Source organism: Pseudarthrobacter sp. NPDC058119 (assembly GCF_042884655.1).
Taxonomy (GTDB): domain Bacteria; phylum Actinomycetota; class Actinomycetes; order Actinomycetales; family Micrococcaceae; genus Arthrobacter.
In genome coordinates this window covers 339293-357472 of record NZ_JBHVTN010000002.1, presented here as the reverse complement: position 1 = coordinate 357472, position 18180 = coordinate 339293, and the positions used below count along the sequence as shown (strand labels likewise).

At 67.3% G+C, this 18180-nt stretch carries 13 protein-coding genes and 1 tRNA gene; 1 reads left to right on the top strand and 13 read right to left on the bottom strand.

What is annotated here, in order from left to right; all coding sequences use genetic code 11:
* The 9 genes from sufU to ACFVTD_RS06610 form a co-directional block, all read right to left on the bottom strand.
* On the bottom strand, window positions 1-450 hold the full coding sequence (gene sufU, locus ACFVTD_RS06650) for a Fe-S cluster assembly sulfur transfer protein SufU (protein WP_387559897.1): 450 nt from the start codon (window positions 448-450) through the stop codon (window positions 1-3).
* Window positions 451-473: 23 nt separating this feature from the next.
* Window positions 474-1799: a SufS family cysteine desulfurase gene (locus tag ACFVTD_RS06645; protein WP_387559894.1), complete on the bottom strand. Its 1326-nt coding sequence runs from the start codon at window positions 1797-1799 to the stop codon at window positions 474-476.
* Window positions 1800-2329: 530 nt separating this feature from the next.
* Entirely contained in the window at window positions 2330-4918 is a 2589-nt protein-coding gene (locus tag ACFVTD_RS06640; protein WP_387559891.1) for a LuxR C-terminal-related transcriptional regulator, read from the bottom strand.
* Window positions 4919-4970: 52 nt separating this feature from the next.
* The gene (locus ACFVTD_RS06635) at window positions 4971-7607 is read right to left on the bottom strand and encodes a LuxR C-terminal-related transcriptional regulator (protein ID WP_387559888.1); all 2637 of its coding nucleotides are present in this window, start codon (window positions 7605-7607) and stop codon (window positions 4971-4973) included.
* A gap of 208 nt (window positions 7608-7815) precedes the next feature.
* The gene (pth, locus tag ACFVTD_RS06630; RefSeq protein ID WP_387559885.1) at window positions 7816-8421 is read right to left on the bottom strand and encodes an aminoacyl-tRNA hydrolase; all 606 of its coding nucleotides are present in this window, start codon (window positions 8419-8421) and stop codon (window positions 7816-7818) included.
* A gap of 120 nt (window positions 8422-8541) precedes the next feature.
* Window positions 8542-9162, bottom strand: a complete 621-nt coding sequence (locus ACFVTD_RS06625; protein ID WP_387559883.1) for a 50S ribosomal protein L25/general stress protein Ctc — start codon at window positions 9160-9162, stop codon at window positions 8542-8544.
* 303 nt (window positions 9163-9465) lie between these two features.
* The gene (locus tag ACFVTD_RS06620) at window positions 9466-10446 is read right to left on the bottom strand and encodes a ribose-phosphate diphosphokinase (RefSeq protein WP_188569849.1); all 981 of its coding nucleotides are present in this window, start codon (window positions 10444-10446) and stop codon (window positions 9466-9468) included.
* Window positions 10447-10448: 2 nt separating this feature from the next.
* Window positions 10449-11927, bottom strand: a complete 1479-nt coding sequence (gene glmU / locus ACFVTD_RS06615) for a bifunctional UDP-N-acetylglucosamine diphosphorylase/glucosamine-1-phosphate N-acetyltransferase GlmU (RefSeq protein WP_387559880.1) — start codon at window positions 11925-11927, stop codon at window positions 10449-10451.
* 103 nt (window positions 11928-12030) lie between these two features.
* A tRNA-Gln gene (locus ACFVTD_RS06610) sits at window positions 12031-12102 on the bottom strand.
* Between the two features lie 133 nt (window positions 12103-12235).
* Between ACFVTD_RS06610 and ACFVTD_RS06605 the strand changes: the two genes are divergently transcribed.
* Window positions 12236-12862, top strand: coding sequence for a TetR/AcrR family transcriptional regulator (locus tag ACFVTD_RS06605; protein ID WP_387559877.1), 627 nt, complete (start codon window positions 12236-12238; stop codon window positions 12860-12862).
* Window positions 12863-13017: 155 nt separating this feature from the next.
* On the opposite strand, the gene ACFVTD_RS06600 is transcribed toward ACFVTD_RS06605, so the two are convergent.
* From ACFVTD_RS06600 to ACFVTD_RS06585, 4 genes are all read right to left on the bottom strand, one after another.
* Window positions 13018-14847, bottom strand: a complete 1830-nt coding sequence (locus ACFVTD_RS06600; protein ID WP_387559874.1) for an ATP-binding cassette domain-containing protein — start codon at window positions 14845-14847, stop codon at window positions 13018-13020.
* A 32-nt stretch (window positions 14848-14879) separates the two neighbouring features.
* Window positions 14880-15839: a 4-(cytidine 5'-diphospho)-2-C-methyl-D-erythritol kinase gene (locus tag ACFVTD_RS06595; protein ID WP_387559871.1), complete on the bottom strand. Its 960-nt coding sequence runs from the start codon at window positions 15837-15839 to the stop codon at window positions 14880-14882.
* Window positions 15836-16708: a 16S rRNA (adenine(1518)-N(6)/adenine(1519)-N(6))-dimethyltransferase RsmA gene (rsmA, locus tag ACFVTD_RS06590; RefSeq protein ID WP_387559868.1), complete on the bottom strand. Its 873-nt coding sequence runs from the start codon at window positions 16706-16708 to the stop codon at window positions 15836-15838. Before rsmA ends, ACFVTD_RS06595 begins: the two co-directional genes overlap by 4 nt.
* A 111-nt stretch (window positions 16709-16819) precedes the next feature.
* On the bottom strand, window positions 16820-17986 hold the full coding sequence (locus ACFVTD_RS06585) for a transglycosylase family protein (RefSeq protein ID WP_387559865.1): 1167 nt from the start codon (window positions 17984-17986) through the stop codon (window positions 16820-16822).
* Window positions 17987-18180: the final 194 nt, after the last annotated feature.

Here is an 18180-nt window from a genome sequence, read left to right as displayed (position 1 = left end):
TTAGGCTGCCTGGTTGAGCGCGTCCTCGGCTGCCACCCAGGAAATCATGGCGCACTTGACCCGTGCCGCGTAGCGCGCCACTCCCTCGAAGGCGGCGGCGTCCCCCAGCAGTTCGGGATCGGCGTGGACTTTGCCCCGGGAGCGCAGGACTTCCCGGAAGCTGTCGATGACTTCATGGAGCTCGGCTACCGTCATGCCCTCGGCGAGGTCGGACAGGACCGATGCGGACGCCATGGAGATGGAGCAGCCGGCCCCGTCCCAGGCAATCTGGGCTACCTTTCCCTCCTGGACCGCCAGGCGGAGCGTGACCTCGTCGCCGCACACCGGGTTGAGCTGGTGGGACTGCCCGGTGGACGTGCCATCCGGCGCTTCCGTGGCGGCCAGGCCGCTGCCGTGGCGGGCCTTTGAGTGGTCAAGGATGATCTGCTGGTACAGCTGGTCAAGGCTCATGATGTCAACTTTCGTGTTCTCCGCTAGGCGCGGAAGTAGGCCCGGACGCCGGCCACGGCTTCAAGGAAGCGGTCCACGTCTTCGGTAGTGTTGTAGAGGTAGGCGCTGGCGCGGGTGGTGGCGGTCAGGCCAAGGCGCCGGTGCAGCGGCTGGGCGCAGTGGTGCCCCACGCGGACGGCAACGCCGCGGGAGTCCAGAAACTGCCCGACGTCGTGGGCGTGGACACCTTCGACGTCGAAGGCGGCAAGGCCGATCCGTTCCCTGCCCGCGGCCGGGCCCAGGACCCTGATGCCGGGGATGCCTTCCAGGCCCGCCACCATGCGCTGGCCTAGGTCTGACTCCCACCGGTGGATGCGGTCCAGCCCCGTTTCGGTCAGGTAGTTGGCGGCTGCTGCGAGGGCAACTGCCTGGGAAATGCGCTGGGTCCCGGCCTCGAAACGCTGGGGCGCCGGAAGGTACTCCGCCCGTTCCATGGTGACGGTGGTGATCATCGATCCGCCGGTCAGGAACGGGGGCAGGATGTCCAGGAGCTCCTGCCGGCCGTACAGCACCCCGATTCCGGTGGGGGCAAGCATCTTGTGGCCGGAGAAGACCGCGAAGTCCACGTCCAGCTCCTTCACGTCAAGGGGCAGGTGCGGCGCCGACTGGCACGCGTCCAGCACCACCAGGGCGCCGGCGTCGTGCCCGAGGGCCGTCAGTTCCTGCACCGGGTTGATAATTCCCAGGACGTTGGAGGCATGGGTGAAGGCAAGGACCTTGGTGCGCGGGCCGATGATGTCCGCGGCCTGGTCCATGCGGAGGGTGCCGTCATCCGCGATGGGAATGTAGCGGAGGGTGGCCCCGGTCCGGAATGCCAGTTCCTGCCATGGGATCAGGTTGGCGTGGTGTTCCATTTCCGTTACCACGATCTCGTCGCCGGGCTTCAGCGCCAGTCCCTTCAGCGCTTGGTCTCCGCGCCCCTGGGCTGCCCACAGCCCTGCGTTGGACAGTGCATAGGACAGGAGGTTCAAGCCCTCGGTGGCGTTCGACGTCCAGATGGTTTCCACGTAGTCGGCACCGATGAAGTCGGCCATGGTCTGCCGGGCGTCCTCAAAGACCTCGGTTGCCTCCACCGCCAGATGGTGGGCACCCCGGTGGACAGCGGCGTTCCGCTGTTCGTAGAACTCCTGTTCGGCTTCGATGACGCTCAACGGGTTCTGCGACGTGGCCCCGGAGTCCAGGTAGACCAGCGGCTGCCCGTTGACCAGTTGGTTCAGGACCGGGAAGTCGTTGCGGATGCGCAGCACCTCGGCGTTATCCATGGCAGGGACGGCGCGTTCCAGCGTGGCTGGCGTTGATACTACGGCCAAAACGAACTCCTTGGGCTGCCAATGGCTGACACCCAATTGTCCCACACACGGCTGTGGCGGCCGCCCGGGAGGGGCGGCCGCCACAGCTGCCCCGGGCTTCAGCCGAGGGAGCAGAGGGCCGGCGACGGCTGGGGGGAGAGTCTCGGTCTCAGAAGACTCTGACGCCGCCGGCCCCGTCTCAGCCCGGCCCCTGCGGGACCGGGAGTTGAGTGGGCCTCAATGTCCTGTTTGGCTGCTCCGCGGCGTCCAGCCGGCCGCTTTGCTTTGCCTCCTTAAGTAAATCCGGTAGCAGCCTCCCGTACACGAGTAGGCAGTACTCGAATCGACGGGGCAGTACTACCGGGGCGCCCAGCGGTTACGCGCCGGTAGTAGATGGCGCGCCGGAACGCCTGGGAGCACTGGCAAAAATCCCGGGGACGGCGGAGGCGCGGGGCAGCGCCAGGGAGGGGCAGGCGCAATCCGGGCGGGACTTATTTGGGCAGGACTTATTTGGGCAGGGCTTATTTGGGCAGGGCTTATTTGGGCAGGGCTTATTTGGGCAGGGCCGACTCGAGCTCGTCGCGGCTGCGGACGCCAAGCTTGACGTAGGTCCGGTAGAGGTGGCCTTCCACCGTCCGGACGGAGACCATGAGCCGCTGGGCGATCTCCCGGTCGGTCAGGCCCTGCACCGCCAGCTCCACGATGTCCTGCTCACGCCGGGTGAGGCGGACGGCGGGCGCCGCAGCAATGAAGCGGCCTTCCCGGAACCGTTCACCCAGTTCGTGGTCGCATTTCTCCCGCTGGGCGACGGCCTGGCGGGACCGGCGTCGTTCTCCGGCCTGCTCCAGTACGGTGCTGGCACGGGCATAGGCTTCCCGGGCAAGGTTCACAAAGCCTGCCTCCTCCAGCGAGGCAGCCGTTGCCATGAGGGTATCGCCGTCTGCGCGCTCCCAGGCGGTGGCCAGGGTCAGGAGGGCTTCCGCCCACCGGCCTTCAACGCCCCGGGCGGCCGCCTGCACCATGGGCACAACGGAGGGATCCCCCAGGTCCCAGCACATGGCAAGGACTTCAAGGAGGTTGCCGGTGCGCGCGGAAGCGTCCGTGGTGGTCATCAGGGTCTGCAGTGCGGCCAGGCCCTTGCCGTCACGGGCCAGGTACTCGGCGGCTGCTGCCACGTAGGCTTCGGCGAGGAGGTCGTGGGCGGGCCAGCCGGCTGCGGCGTCTTTGTGGTCCTGTTCCAGGCGCCGCGCCTGTTCCGCATCCCCAAGCCGCGCTGCCGAATAGAAGCCCAGTGCGGTACCAAACCGATACAGCTGCAGGGGGTCGTTGAGCCTCAGCGCCTCGACGGCCGGCAGCAGGATCTGGTAGGCGCGCTCCATCCTCCCCTGGCGAAGCAGCGAGTAGCCCCGGAGCAGCTGCAGGCTCCCGTTGAAGGTTGCCGCCCCCGGGCTGTTGGCCGCGGCGTAATGGTTGATCTCCCGCTCTGCCGACTCCCATTCGCCCATGGCCAGGTAGTCGGAGACGAGCCTCCCCAGCACGAATTCGGGGAAGAAGAACAGGCTGCCTTCCAGCGGTGGCAGCTCCGAGGCTGCCAGCAGGGCCGCGTCGAGGCCCTCTACGGGACGCCCGGCAGCCGCAAGCGCATGGGCCAGGAGTCCCTCTGCCAAAGCCCGCAGCGGTTCCCCGCCTGCCCCGGTGCGGCGCGTCCGCATCCCGTTGACGGCGTCGTCCAAGGCCTGGACGTTGACGTCGGCGCCGAGCTGCAAAAGGTGCAGCAGTTCTTCCTGCCAGGTGCCTTCACCGCCGGACTGTGCTGAGTGTTTTTCGACGTCCTCCGCCACTGCCCCCACCGGACGGCCGGTGGCCTGGTGCGCGGCGACTCTGAGCATCAGGACAGCCGGCCCCTCCGTGTCATTGGCCAGCGGGAGCCAGCATCCGTCCAGGAGGACCGCTGCGTCCGCATACGCCCCGTCGTTGTACAGCGCCCGGGCCTGGATGGCCTGGGCCAGCGGAACCAGCGGGGGGTGGTGGATGCGGGCGGCAATGGAACGCGCGCTGTGGTTGCGGAACCTCAGCAGGGCCTCTTTCGCTGCCGCCAGCATATCCTCGTCGCCGACCCGGATGCCACACTCCAGGGCCCATTCCACCGACCGCAGCCGGCCCTCCCCCTGGAGCTGGGTGGGGTTCTGGTGGGCTTTGACCTTTTCGAGGAGCTGGAGGCTGCGGGAGACGGAGACGGTGTTCCGGATGGCCCCGGCGAAAAGCCCGTTCCACATGGAAAGTTCAGCGGGGATGCCGGGGGCTTCGACGATCATCTGCTGGTCCAGCAGGGAACGGACCACTGCTGCCCCGCTGATGTCTTCGATAACCTTGCGGCCCACGGGCCCGGCCAGGGCAATGAGCTTCAGGGCTTCCTGTTCCTCGGGCCCCCGCCGGAGATGGTCTTTGGCCACCACTGCTGCGAGCCGGGCACCGTCCGCGGGCAGTGCCCCCAGCAGCATCCAGATGCCGTTGCGCTTGGCCAGCACGCCGGCTTCGGCGGCGTCATGGAGCAAGGCATCAAGCAGCCGCGGATTTCCTCCGGAGGCATTCCAGATGGCATCCACGGTGGCATTGGGAACTGTTCCGTCAAGGATGTGGGCCAGGACCTCTTCGATCTGTTCATGGTTGAGGGGACGGAGGTCAACGCGCTCGGCAAGGCCGTCGTACCAAAGCTGGTCCAACGGCTGCGGCAGGCCCGGCCGCGGACGGGCTGCGGCCACCACCGTTGCCCATCCGGCCGAAATCACCTCGGCGAGAACGCCTGCCGAGGCGTCATCCAGGTGGTGGGCATCGTCCACCGCCAGCAGGACCGGTGAACTGCCGGCCCCCTTGAGCTTCTCGAAATACGACCACATGGAGCGGAGCACCGCCACGGGTGAGACGGACTCTTCAGCGGTGAGGTCCCCGGTGTACGGGGTGAGGACACCGAAGGGAACCCCCGCCAGGGCGGAACTGGCATGGATCCGCAGGATGCTCATGGTTCCTGCGAGCCGATCCGTCACGGCATCCGTCACGGCCGACTTCCCGATGCCGGGGCCGGCCATGATGAACACCGCCTGGTGGGTGCCGTTCCGGACCAGGTTGCAGATCCGCTCCACCGGCTCCCGGCGGCCGGTAAGGAGCCGGTGCGCGGCCGTCGGCTTGTGGCCGTTAGACGAGTCCAGTCAGATCACCCCTTGAAGTCACGCCCAGCTTAGTGAAGACCTGGTACAGGTGGCCTTCCACGGTGCGGACCGACACGCCCATTTCCATGGCAATGTCACGGTTTGAGGCGCCGCGGCCGGCCATCCGGGCAATTTGGCGTTCCCGGCTGGTCAACAGTGGACTTCCGCTGCTGGGCACGATAGGCAGGTTGGACACAGTGGCTGCCAGGATGTCCAGCCGCGCCTGCGCGGTCCTCGCCGAGAGGGCGTCCCCGTCGTGGCGGGCGAAATCCACCGCCAGCGCCATGCACCGGGCTTCAACGGCATCCAGCTCCAGTGTTGCTGCGAGTTCGCCGCCGGCAAGCAGCGCCTTGGCGTCCTTCGTCCTGCTCCCGAGGGCGATCAGCCGTGAAACTTCGGCCAGCGGACCCTGCCGATGGCCTGCGATGTCCTCCAGAAGACGGAAATCGGTATCGCTGCCGTTCACGGTTGCGGCCAGCAGGTACAGGCCGCCCAGGGTGTGCCTGCCTGCCTCCAGGTTGCGCCGGGCACCCTGTTTCAGCCCGCCCACGGCCTCGGAGTCACCCAGCCAGCGCCCGGCGACGAGGGCGCAGAACTCGATGATGCTCTCCGTTGCGAACCCGGCCTTGCCGGGTGTCCTTTGCAGCTTGGCCAGGTATTTACGGGCAAAGGCGGCGTTCCCGGTCTGCGCATAGGCCAGGGCCGTGGCGGCGTATGCCGTCCGGAGGGCCGCCTGGACTGGTTGCAGCTCCAGTTGCGCAGCGGCGGAGATCAGGGGTTCAAGGGCCGCCTCGCCCCGTCCCGAGAAAGCGAAGGCCACTCCGGCCGCGAGTTCGGTGGCGGCGCTGCGGTAGGGCAGCCGGTGGGACTGCCCGCTACTGAAGGGGCTGAGGAGGTCGATGCAGCGCCGCCACTGGCCCGCCACCAGCAGGACGAAGTAGGCCTCCCTCGTGTAGCGCTCACGGAGGCCGACAACGTGCGAGGCGTCAGTGAGCTGGCCGCCGAGTTGCCGCATAAGACTCAAGGCGTCCATCTCCCGCCCGGTCAGCGCCAGGGCACTCATCAGGGTGATGGCGGACTGGAACCGGAACGCGGTGTCCGGATTGGCGTCGGGATCGGCCGCCCGTTCCAGCGCGGGGATCATGGCAGCGTAATCACCGGAGTGGGCCTGGTATTCGAATTCGCTCAAGGCGATGCGGTTGGCCGCCACGGCTGCGGGCGCAGGCCAGACCTGATGCTGCGCCGTCCTGTCCAGCCATTCCCTGGCGGTGGCGAGCAGCTCGGGGACCTTGCCCTCGCGCTCAGGGAGGAAGCGCATCACCCGCGCCTTGGCGGCAATGACCTGGGCATATTCTTCGGGATCGAGGGCCTCGAGCTCGGGCCGGGAAATAGTTTCCAGGGCTGACAAGGCTTGGTCCGGCATGTCCAGCTGGAGGTATGCCGCCGCCTTTTGCCGCTGCGCGGACGCCCAGCCGGCGTCCGTCCGCTGCAGCATCTCCGCGTAGGTCAGGGCGAACCGGGGGTCGAAGAGCTGGACGGCCGCCTCGGCGGCGGCCAGCGCCAGCGCGGGAGCCAGTTCGGCCTCGCATTCGTGGGTCCAGGCGGCGAACGACATCAGTTCATCCACCGTCATGGTTGCCGGGTCCGGTTCCCTGCCGCCCAGGAGTACGTTGCGAAGCTCGCGCCGCCGGGAGATACTCAGCCAGGTCCTGACAACGTCCCCGATGTACTTCTCGCGCAGCGATACCCAGCGGTTCTCGGAGTCGTCGATCTCGAGCAGCGCGCCGTCCTCCATGTCCGCGACCACGTCCGCGCCGTAGATAGCGGTGAGGCTGGACAACTCCACCCGGCGGGCACAGGAGAGCATCTCGATGACCTCCCGGGTTTCGGGCGTTTCCCGTGACCAGCGGGAGCGGACAATGTCGTCGAGGCTGGCGGCACCGTCGAGGACCACCTTGTCCCGCAACGTCCAGACCGACTCGGAAAGGACCAGGTTTCCGGAGAGCTGCTGTTCGGTGACCAGGGCCTTGAGCAGCAGCGGATTCCCGCCCACCATCTGGTGGTAGGTGCTGACCAGGGAGGAAGCGACCCGGTGGCCCAGCAGGGACAGCAGCACCTGCCTGGTTTGCAGCTCGTTGAGGTTGCTGAGCCGTACTTCTGTCAGCTTCCGGTCCGTCAGCAGCCAGTGGAAATCAGCCGGGAGGTCGCTGGAGTTGGGGGCGACGGCAACGATTTTCGCCGTGCCGGTCAGCAGGACGTTCAGCAGCACGCCCGCGCTCATGTCGTCGATGCAGGCGGAAGTGTCCAGCGTGATGATGCAGGGCCTGCCGGCGGCGTCGCTGCGGATCAAGGAGGTGATCCCCCGGAGGATGGCGGTGGGCGAGCCCATGTAGGCCTGCGGCAGCCGGGCCAGCAGGAATGACAGGCATCCGTAGGGGGTGGCGGACCCCGAAGGCCCACTCCTGAGCTGCAGGGACCAGACATCGGGGCCAAGGTCCGCCACGGCGGCGCGGGCAAGGGAGGACTTACCAACTCCCCTGGGGCCGGTGATCACCACACCCAGGGAGTTTTCGCTGGTCAGGGCGGTGCGGACGGCGTCGAGGTTGGCGCTTCGTGCAGGCATGGACCATTGCTTGCCCTCCGGTGCCCCGGAGGTTGGCGTGGGCAGCCCGTCACCTTGCGGCGTTGACCCACGTCCCCAGCTGAGTGGCTCGATTGACATGAACTTTTCCCCTACATCCTGCATTAGCGGGATGTAGCCCCATTGCTCCCCCGCATAGGAAGAAGAGTACCCTGTGCCACAGACAGGGAAACAGGGCCGGAAGGAACTTTTACGATTCCGGTTGGCGTATTTCCGTTTTGGCAGGGTGGAACCTCTGCTGCGCCGCGGTGAGCCCTTCACGGAGCAGGGACTCTACGGCGTCGGCGGCATCGTCCAGCAGGAAGGGTAATTCCTTCTGCTCCGCGGTGCCGAAGTCCCGGAGGACAAAGTCGGCGGTGTCCATCCGTCCGGGCGGCCGTCCCACCCCTACGCGGACCCGCAGGTAGTCCTTGGTACCGAGCGCCTTGGAGATGTCCCGCAACCCGTTGTGGCCGCCTTCCCCGCCACCGAGCTTAAGTTTGACCGTGTTGAAGGGGATGTCGATTTCGTCATGCACCGCGACAACATGGTCTGCGGGGATGCCATAGAAGTTGGCCAGGGCGGAGACGGGGCCGCCGGAGACGTTCATGTAGCTCATCGGCTTCGCCAGGACCACCCTGGGGCCGCCAATGCCCAGCCGGCCTTCGAGGACCTGGGCGCGGGCCTTGTGGGTCTTGAAACCGGCACCAATACGGCCGGCGAGTTCATCGAGCACCATCTGGCCCACGTTATGCCTGTTGCCTTGGTACTGCGTGCCGGGGTTGCCGAGGCCAACGATCAGCCAGGTGTCAGTCATGGGTTCAATCCTAGGGGGCGGCGGGGACGGGGGTGGCAGTGTCCGGGAGGACGGGGACCCGCGGACATGGCAGTGGCCGGGCCCCTCGGGGGTCCGGCCACTGCGGGAACTGCGGAGTGGTTACTCTGCTGCGGCTTCTTCTGCTGCAGGAGCTTCCTCTGCTTCGCCCTCGGCGGCAGCTTCGGTTTCAGTTTCCTCGGCGATTTCGACGGCCTCGGAGATGTTCACCACGAGTGCCTCAGCGTCCGTGAGGAGGACGGTGCCCTTGGGCAGGACCAGGTCGGAGGCGTGGATGTGCTCGCCGGCGGCGCGGCCTTCAACGCTGACCTCGACGGCGGTGGGCAGGTGGGTTGCCTCGGCCTCGAGGGACACGACGGTCAGTTCCAGGTTGTGGACGGTGCCGGGTGCGGTTTCGCCTTCAACGTGGACCGGAACGTCAACCGTGACCTTTTCGCCCTGGCGGACGGTCAGGAGGTCGATGTGCTCGATGATCTGCTTTACGGGATCGCGCTGGATGTCCTTGACCAGGGCCAGGTGGCCTTCGCCGTTGATGTCCAGGGACAGCAGGGCGTTGGGGGTGCGGACCGCGAGGGTGGTGGCCTTGGCCGGGAGCGTGACGTGGATGGGCTCTGCACCGTGGCCGTAGATGACGGCGGGGATCAGGTTGGCCATCCGTGCACGGCGGGCGTAGCCCTTGCCGAATTCGGTGCGCAGTTCTGCTGCGAGCTTCTGCTCAGACATGGATATCTCCTTGAAGACTAAACGGTGTTCAGCAAGGGCGGAGGTCTGGGATGACCTTCAACGCCGGGCGGCCCGGAGGCGGCCCTTCAAGAAGGCGGTCCCTGCGAAGGGACCTGCAGACCCAGTCGATAACGGAGGCTATGCCCTCCCTCGCCAAGGTATCGCCTGAAAGTTTACCAGTGGGGGGACCATTTCCTTAAATCCCCACCGGCCCCCTGAGCCCGCAGGCACGCCCAGGAAACCCTGCCGGAGGGCGCCCAAACCCCGCCGGCTCCCGCCCGCGGGGTGTCGCCAAGTACTGCCTTAGGCCTTGCCGTCGAAAAGGCTGGTGACCGAACCGTCGTCGAACACTTCACGGATCGCCCTGGCAATCAAGGGCGCGATGGAAAGCACCGTAAGCTGCGGGAAGCGCTGGGACGAATTCAGCGGCAGGGTGTTGGTGACCACCACTTCGCGCGCGCCGGACTCGGAGAGGCGCCGGGCTGCGGGGTCGGAGAAGACGGCGTGGGTGGCCGCGATGATGACATCCTTGGCGCCGGCGTTCTTCAGGACGGTGACGGCGCCGGAGATCGTTCCGCCGGTGTCGATCATGTCATCGATCAGGACGCAGGTGCGGCCCTCGATCTGGCCCACGACGGTCTTGGAGACGGCCTGGTTGGGGACGGTGAGGTCGCGGCTCTTGTGCACGAAGGCCAGGGGCGCGCCGCCCAGCCGTTCGGCCCACTGCTCTGCGACGCGGACACGGCCGGTGTCCGGCGACACCACGGTGATGTTGTCAGAACCCACCCGGGTGCGGATGTAGTCGGCCAGCAGCGGGATGGCCATCAGGTGGTCAACCGGGCCGTCGAAGAAGCCCTGGATCTGGGAAGTGTGCAGGTCCACGCTCATGATGCGGTCCGCGCCGGCGGTCTTGTAGAGGTCCGCCACCAGCCGCGCGGAGATGGGTTCGCGGCCGCGGCCTTTCTTGTCCTGGCGGGCATAGGGGTAGAACGGCGAGACCACGGTGATCCGCTTGGCGGAGGCGCGCTTCAGCGAATCGATCATGATCAGCTGTTCCATGAGGTGGTTGTTCAGCGGGGCCGGGTGGGCCTGGATCACGAAGGCGTCGGTACCGCGGACGCTTTCACCAGCCCGGACGTAGATCTCACCGTTGGCGAAGTCGTAGGCATCCAGCGGGAGGAGTTCGGTGCCGAGCTCCTTGGCGATTTCCCTTGCCAGCTCAGGATGTGCCCGCCCGGAGGCGAGCACCAGCTTCTTCTCGCCGTGCGCCGTAATTTCGCTCATTGTTACTTGCCCTCTTCTGTAGATGCCGGGGTACTTGAGGAGTCATGGGTGGCCGCTTCGGCCAGTTCGGCGGAGCGGGTCCCCGGGCGGTGCGCCGGGACCCAGCCTTCGGTGTTGCGCTGGGCGGCGATGCTCAGCGCGAGGGCACCGGCCGGCACGTCCTTGCGGATCACCGCGCCGGCGCCGCTGTAGGCGCCGTCCCCCACGGTGACCGGGGCAACAAAGACCGTGTTGGAGCCTGTGCGGACACCCGAGCCGATGACGGTGCGGTGCTTCTTCTCGCCGTCGTAATTGGCCGTGATGTTGCCGCAGCCGATGTTGGTGTCCTCGCCGATTTCCGCATCCCCGGCGTATCCCAGGTGGGACAGCTTCGAGCCGCGGCCGATGGTGACGTTCTTGGTTTCGTAGAAGGCACCGATCTTGCCCTTCTCCCCCAGGACGGTGCCGGGGCGAAGGTAGGTGAAGGGGCCGACGGCGGCGCGCGGGCCGATCACCGAGCCGGAACCATGGGTGCGGACCACCGTAGCGCCCTCGCCGACTTCGACGTCGGTCAGGGTGGTGTCCGGGCCCACGACGGCGTCCCTCGCCACGCTGGTGGCGCCGTGCAGCTGGGTGTTGGGCAGCAGGCGGACGTCCTCGTCCAGCGTGACCGAGGAGTCGATCCAGGTGGTGGACGGATCCACCACGGTCACGCCGGCCCGCATCCAGGCTTCCACGGTGCGGCGGTTCAGCTCTGCACCGAGGGCGGCGAGCTGGACGCGGTCATTGGCGCCCTCCACCTGCCAGCGGTCGGCGGTGACGACGGCGGCAACGCGGCCGCCTGCCTCGCGTGCCAGTCCCAGCACATCGGTGAGGTATTTCTCGCCCTGGGCGTTGTCGGTGGTCACCTTGGCCAGCGCGGCACGGAGCACCGCGGCGTCGAAGGCGTAGATCCCCGAATTGACCTCGCGGATCAACCGTTCCGCCTCCGAGGCATCCTTGTGTTCGCGGATGCCGGTGACGGAGCCGTCCTCGCCACGGAGGATGCGGCCGTAACCGGCGGCGTCGTCCAGGACCGCCGTGAGGACCGTGACGGCGTTGCCTTCGCGCTCATGGGTGGCAACGAGTTCGGTCAGAAGGTCGCCGGACAGCAGCGGCACGTCGCCGTAGGTCACCACGACGGTGCCGGTAAGGTCCTGGTCGGCGTGCAGCGCCTCAAGCGCGGCTTCAACGGCCCGGCCCGTGCCCGGGACATCGTCCTGGTCCACGATCACTGCCTGCGGGTCCAGCGCAGCCACGTGGGCTTCCACCAGGTCGCGTTCATGCCGCACCACAATGGCAAGGCGCTGGGGGGCGATGCTGCGGGCGGCGCGGAGGGCGTGGCCCACCATGGACAGGCCGCCGATTTCGTGCAGGATCTTGGGGGTACGCGATTTCATCCGGGTACCGGCGCCTGCTGCCAGAACAATTACAGCGGCCGGGCCGGCATTCTCGGGGATCACGTACGGGCTCTCCTTGCTTCGTTGTGCTGGCGCTTGGCGGAACCCCGCGGGCCAGGCCGCCGGGCACCGGGTGCCATCCTCGTGATCGCGCCCCGCGCAGCAGTTCCGCCCATAGGATTCGAACCTATACTCCACGGCTCCAAAGGCCGGGGTGCTGCCGTTACACCAGAGCGGACCGTGCCGGAAGACTCAAGCCCCGGGCACAAGTCCCTATTTTGCCACGGGTTCAGGGCCCCGCGCGACACGGGGCGTCCGGCTCCCGCCCGTCCCGCTGAATCGCGCCGCCGGCGGTGGGGCATGATGGGAAGGTGAGCAACAACCTTCCGCGGATGCGGATGACTGGCCTGCAGCGCCGAAGCCAGCTGATCGACGTCGGCCGCGGCCTTTTCGCCGCCCGGGGGCTGGACGGAACCACCATCGAGGAAGTCGCCGCCTGCGCGGGGGTGTCCAAACCGGTCATCTACGAACACTTCGGTTCCAAGGAAGGGCTGTACACCGAAGTGGTGGACTGCGAATTCCACATCCTGCTGGACGCCGTCAACGCCTCCCTGACCGAGCAAGCCAAGCCGCGCGTCCTCGTCGAACGGGCGGCCCTGGCCCTGCTCACCTACATCGAGGAACGCACGGAGGGTTTCCGGATCCTGATGCGCGACGCTCCCCCGTCCCAGCCTGAAGGCGCGTTCTCCACCCTGCTCTCCCACGTCACGGCCCGCGTGGAGCACATCCTCTCCGACGAGTTCTCCCGCCGCGGCCTCAGCGGCGAGGACGGAGCCATGTACGCCCAGATGCTCGTGGGCATGGTGGCCATGACCGGCCAGTGGTGGCAGGACAGCCGCCAACCCGACAAACACACAGTTGCCGCGCACCTGGTCAACCTCGCTTGGAACGGCCTCACCGGCCTCAAAAAGGAGCCGGAGCTGCAGTCGGAGCCTTAGTTTCGGTTCCGTTCGCAGCGCAGGGGCCCTTCGCCGTCGCTTAGACACAGCGCATAGGTGACGTTTCGGTCGCTGGGCGACCTCCACGCCACGATGCGCCGCGATGCGCGACTACACGAAGGCCCCCGACGCCGCTTGTGCGCACGTCGCCTTTGTCAATCGCCCAGGAGTTCGGAGGACTCCAGCCACTCCAGTTCCAGGGCGTCCTTTTCGTCCGTGAGGTCCTTGAGCTGCTTGTTCTGGTCGGCGAGCTTGTCGAAGTCGCCGGCCTCGGTGGTCTTCAGCATCAGGTCGTGGAGCTTCTTTTCCTCTTGGTCCAGCTTCTTGAGCTGCCGCTCGATCCTGTTCAGGGCCTTGCGGGCTTCGCGCTTCTCCGCCTCGGAGGGGCCCGACCCTGCGGCTGCTGTTGCGCCCTGGCTTCCGGCGCTGGTAACGGGGTTTCCGCCGCCGGTCACTGTGGATCCGGCGAGTGCGGCCTCGCGCAGCTCAAGGTACTGGTCCACGCCGCCGGGCAGGCCGCGGAGCTTGCCGTCGCCCAGCAGCGCCATCTGGTGGTCGGTGACGCGTTCAAGCAGGTACCGGTCGTGGCTGACCACCACCAGCGTGCCCGGCCAGCCATCCAGCACATCCTCCACGGCGGCCAGGGTGTCTGTATCGAGGTCGTTCGTGGGTTCGTCGAGCATCAGCACATTGGGCTCGCCCACCAGCAGCCGGAGCAGCTGCAGGCGGCGTCGCTCACCACCGGACAGGTCCTTGACGGGGGTCCACTGCTTCTGGTTGGTGAACCCGAGCTGCTCCACCAGCTGGCCGGCCGTGAATTCCTTGCCGCCCACGTTGAAGGACCGCTTTTCCCGCTCGATCACCTCGATGACGCGCAGGTCCGCGACGTCGTCGAGCTCCTTGACCTCCTGCGTGAGCACGGCGGTGACCACCGTTTTGCCCTGCTTGCGCTTGCCGGCGTCGGGCGCGACCTCGCCGTTGAGCAGCTTCAGGAGGGTGGTCTTGCCGGCACCGTTGACGCCCACCAGGCCCAGGCGCTCCCCCGGCGCGAGCCTGAGGGTGATGTTGTCGAAGAGCTTCCTGCCGTCGTCGCCCTGGAAGTTCAGGGACACGTTCTCAAGGTCCAGGACGTCCTTGCCCTGGCGCGCGGTGGCCATCTTGCTCAGCGCCATCGAGTCGCGGGGAGCCGGAACATCGGCGATGAGCGCGTTGGCTGCCTCGATCCGGAACTTGGGCTTGGCAGTGCGGGCGGGGGCGCCGCGCCGGAGCCAGGCGAGTTCCTTCTTGACCAGCTGCTGGCGCTTGCTTTCCACCACGGATGCCATCCGGTCGCGCTCGGCGCGGGCCAGCACATAGGCGGCATAGCCGCCCTCGAAAGGGTCCACGATGCCGTCGTGGACTTCCCACGTCTTGGTGCAGACTTCGTCGAGGAACCAACGGTCGTGGGTGACCACCAGGAAGGCGCCCTGGTTGGCCCGCCAGCGCGTCTTCAGGTGCCGCGCCAGCCAGGCCACCCCTTCGACGTCGAGGTGGTTGGTGGGCTCATCCAGCATGATGACGTCGTGGTCCTCGATAAGGAGCTTGGCCAGGGCCACCCGGCGCTTCTGGCCGCCGGAGAGGGCGTGCACGTTCGCGTGCCAGTCGACGTCGGACACGAGGCCGCCCATGATTTCCCGGATCCGCGGGTTCCGGGCCCATTCATAGTCCGCCTGGTCCCCCACGATCGCAGCACCCACCGTCAGGTCGCCGTCGAGGACGTCGCTCTGGTCCAGGTACCCCACATTGACGTCGCCGCGCTTGGTGACCCGGCCGGAGTCCGGCGTGGAGCGCAGGGCCAGCAGCCGCATCAGCGTGGACTTGCCGTCGCCGTTGCGGCCCACCACGCCGATCCGGTCCCCTTCCTCCAGTCCCAAGGTGATGCCGTCCAGGACGGTGCGGGTTGCGTAGGAAACCGTGAGGTTTTCGCCGCCAAGAAGGTGTGCCAAGGGAACTGCTTTCTGCTGCCGGACTGGAGGTATTAAAGGAGGGTGTCGGAGATGATGCGCGCGCCCGGGACCGGGCCGTGGACCGGGAGTGCCGTCAGGCCGTAGTGCCGCAGGTCCTCCGCCAGCGCCTCGGCGGCGACGGAGTCATCGGCCAGGAGCGCCACGGTGGGGCCGGATCCGGAAACCATGCCCGCGATCGCGCCTTGGGATTCACCGATTCCCAGCGTATCGCGCAGCGCAGGCGAGAGTTCAATGGAGGCACGCTGCAGGTCGTTCACCAGCACCCGGCCCAAAGACTCAGCGTCGCCTCCGCGCAGCGCCGCGAGGATCTGCGGATCAACCCCGGTGGGTTCTTCGGCGTCGATTCCCTCGTCTCCGCGCAGCCGGTCGAGGGTGCGGTACACCTCGGGCGTGGAGAGGCCGTAATCTGCCACCACCAGCACCCAGTGGGTCTGCGCCTTTGCCAGGGCCGGTGACAGTTCGTCGCCCAGGCCAAGGCCGACGGCGGTCCCGCCCAGGAGCGAGAAGGGCACGTCTGCGCCCAGTTCCGCTGCGAGGTGGGCCAGTTCCTCGCGGGACAGGCCACTGTTCCAGAGCGCATCACAGGCCAGCAGCGTGGCCGCGGCATCCGCGGAGCCACCACCCATGCCGCCGGCCACCGGCACCCGCTTGGTGATCTCCAGGTGCACGCCGGTGGCGTGTTCGGAAACGTCGGCCATGATGGCGGCCGCTTTGTACGCCAGGTTGCTGCTGTCCAGGGGGATGTCGACGTCGTCGAGGTCCAGGGTGCTGTCCGGGCTGAGGCTGATGGTGATGCCGGGGGCAGCGGTACTGGTGGCAGCCACTTCCTCGTACAGGGACACCGCGAGGTAGACGCTGGCCACCGAGTGGTAACCGTCAGGCCGCAGCGGCCCCACCGCCAGGGACACGTTGACCTTGCCGGGCGCCTTGACCCGTACAGTCCTGGCAGCGAACCGCCCTGCCGCGCTCACGGCCGGTTTTCCCTGGCTTCGGCGATCCGGGCGAATGCTGCAATATCAATGACTTCACCGCGGGCGGTGGGGTCCACGCCGGCAGCGAGCAGGCAGCGTTCGGCTTCCGGCGCTCCCCCGGCCCAGCCCGCCAGGGCGGCGCGGAGCGTCTTGCGGCGCTGGGCGAATGCGGCGTCCACCACGGCAAACACCTGCTCGCGGGTGGCAGTGGTGGCCGGTGGTTCGCGGCGGGTGAAGGCCACGAGACCGGAGTGGATTTTCGGGGCGGGCCAAAAGACGTTCATGCCGATCACGCCGGCCTTGCGCATCTGGCTGTACCAGGCGGCCTTGACGGACGGCACACCGTAGGTCTTGGACCCCGGCCCGGCGGCCAGGCGGTCCGCCACCTCGTCCTGCACCATCACCAGGCCGTGCTGCAGGCTGGGGAAATGCTGCAGCAGGTGCAGCACCACCGGAACGGCCACGTTGTACGGCAGGTTGGCCACGAGGGCGGTGGGTTCCACCGGCAGTTCGGTGACTTTCATGGCGTCGGCGTGCACCAGGTGGAAAGCATCGGCGGCGGCCGGCCGCCATTCGTTCACGGTCCCGGGGAGCTTGGCGGCGAGGACAGGGTCGATTTCGACGGCGACGACCGCCGCTGCCGCGTCGAGCAGTCCCAGCGTCAGGGAGCCCAGGCCAGGACCGACCTCAAGTACTGTTTCGTCCGGCCCCACGCCCGCGGCCGCAACAATGCGGCGGATGGTGTTGCCGTCAATGACAAAGTTCTGGCCCAGGGTCTTGGTGGGCCTGACCCCGATTTCCGCTGCCATCCGGCGAATGTCGGAGGCACCGAACAGCGGTGCGGGCACGGCGGGGATCGGTTCAGTCACCTAGGTATCCTATCCCGCGCGGCAGGCCCGCCCTTCCGGTTAACGGCGATGGCCGGCCCCGGAGTATACGGTGCCGGCCATCGCCGTAACTGCGCGTTTGTTCCTTGCGGATCAGCGGCTGGCCGCCCAGCCGCAACCCCACGGCGACAGGCCGCGCTGCGCGTAGACGCGGTTGGCGATGTCGATCTGCTGGGCCTTGGTGGCGAGGCTTGCATTCGGAGCGTAGGCGCCGCCGCCGGCGCCGATCCAGGTCTGGATGTCGAACTGCAGGCCGCCGTAGTAGCCGTTGCCGCTGTTGATGCTCCAGTTGCCGGTGGACTCGCACTGGGCGATCTTGTCCCACATGGCTTCGTTCATCATGGCCGGTGCTGCCGCGCCGGTGTTGGCACCTGCAGCGGCGGACGCGGCCTGGACGGCCGGCTTGGCTTTGGTGCCCACGGTGACCTTCTCGGTGACCGGCTGGACCGCGACATTCTCCGACACCAGGGTCCGCGAGGCCTCACGGCCGTCCACAAGCACCAGCTTGAAGGTGCGCTCGATCTTTCCGGCTGCTCCGGCCTGGGTCACCTGCTTCTCACCCTTGAGCATGTCGGCGCTTTCGGCGGTGACCGTGTCGAAGGGGACGTCCTCGCTGGTAACTGCGGTCTGGCCGGTGTCCACCCGGGAGACCTTGATGACCATGTTGTTCACCACGTTGGCGTTGGCCGGCTGCGAGCTCCGGTCGTTGGCGCCTAGGGTCACGCCGGAGTCCTCCAGGACCTTGCCCACCGTGGGGGCGGTGGTGGTGGCGGTGTTGACCTTGCCGTCGGCGACGATGCTGACGGTCTTGGGTGTGGAGATGGAGACGTATGAACCGGCCAGGGCAAGGGTGGCATCCTTGGGCTCCGACACGGACGAGGCGCTGGCCACACCGAGTTCGGTCACCAAGTCCTCGACGTCCTGCGCCGTGGTGTTGACCGTCTTCTCGGCCCCGTCAAGGCTGACCTTGACTTCCTTGGCCTGGTTGATGTTGATGATGGTGCCGTTTTGGACGGTGGCGTCCAGGGAAGGCGAGACGCGGTCGCCGGGCTTCAGGTCCAGGTTGGCGCTCTTGACCACCTGCGCCACTGTTCCACCAAAGGACTGCACGGATGACGCCTGGCCATCCACGTTGAGCGTGACTGTTTTGTTATTGCCCACGAAGGCTACGAGGCCTGCGACCAGGCCGCAAAGCACCAGCAGCTGGGCGCCAACCTTTATAAAGCTGAACTTGCCGTCCGATGTGAAGAACTTGATCACGATTGCCCGTAACTCTCGGTCCATCCGGGCACGGGGAACGCGCAATAAAATGCCCGGAGCAACCTCGAAAGAAGAGTCCGGGCACCGATGCGCCGCCACACTCCGCGCAGCGGCATGGCCGGATATTGGTCAAGCCGGGCCGGCTGCACGTTGAGTGAAATTACCCGTTGGCCTTCCCCGACCCCGGCTAATAG

Coding starts and splice junctions, on each gene's coding strand:
- ACFVTD_RS06620 (WP_188569849.1), bottom strand. CDS start 10,446: ATGAGCGAAATTACGGCGCACGGCGAGAAGAAGCTGGTGCTCGCCTCC.
- sufU (WP_387559897.1), bottom strand. CDS start 450: ATGAGCCTTGACCAGCTGTACCAGCAGATCATCCTTGACCACTCAAAG.
- ACFVTD_RS06635 (WP_387559888.1), bottom strand. CDS start 7,607: ATGCCTGCACGAAGCGCCAACCTCGACGCCGTCCGCACCGCCCTGACC.
- ACFVTD_RS06625 (WP_387559883.1), bottom strand. CDS start 9,162: ATGTCTGAGCAGAAGCTCGCAGCAGAACTGCGCACCGAATTCGGCAAG.
- pth (WP_387559885.1), bottom strand. CDS start 8,421: ATGACTGACACCTGGCTGATCGTTGGCCTCGGCAACCCCGGCACGCAG.